Here is a 615-nt window from a genome sequence, read left to right as displayed (position 1 = left end):
ATGGCGAAGCTGGCTGAGTTTGACAGCATTGTTGCAATCAAAGAGTCGACTACCGACACGCGTCGTATCACTGAGCTTTACAACAAGTTCGATGATCGTTTTATCGTGTTCAGCGGTGTTGATGACATTGCGCTTGAGTCGCTGATGTTAGGAGCGACAGGCTGGATTTCTGGCTTAACCAATGCGTTCCCAGAAGAATCAGTTGCAATTTACAAGCTGGCGAGCCAAGGCCGTTATGCAGAAGCGTTAGAAATTTACCGTTGGTTCTTACCGCTGCTGCGTCTCGACACCATTCCTACGCTGGTTCAGTGCATTAAGCTTGCTGAACAAGTGTGTGGCCGTGGTTCAGAGCAAGTTCGTGCACCGCGCCAACTGCTTAAAGGTGAGGAGCGTCAACAAGTGATCCAGATGGTGGAGCACGCGCTTGCTACCCGCTTAGACCTATCAAAATACAATCTGTAATTGAGCTAGTGAGTAGGGCGCTTTGTGGCGCTCTACTTATTTTCGCTATACAAAAATGAACGGAGGGATGCCATGAGCACAGCAAACAAGGATTATGTGAGCTTTCAACATGTTAAGAAAACCTACGACGGTGCAAACTTGGTGGTTAAAGAC

General features: G+C 48.0%; 1 protein-coding gene. It reads left to right on the top strand.

What is annotated here, in order from left to right:
- A partial coding sequence (locus tag R7P74_RS27530) for a dihydrodipicolinate synthase family protein (RefSeq protein ID WP_318123852.1) occupies positions 1-462 on the top strand: 462 nt, incomplete at its 5' end.
- Positions 463-615 lie beyond the last annotated feature (153 nt).

The sequence above is a fragment of the Vibrio sp. 2033 genome (assembly GCF_033339735.1).
Note: the sequence above shows the minus strand (reverse complement) of the source record. Positions and strands in the feature narration are given on the sequence as shown.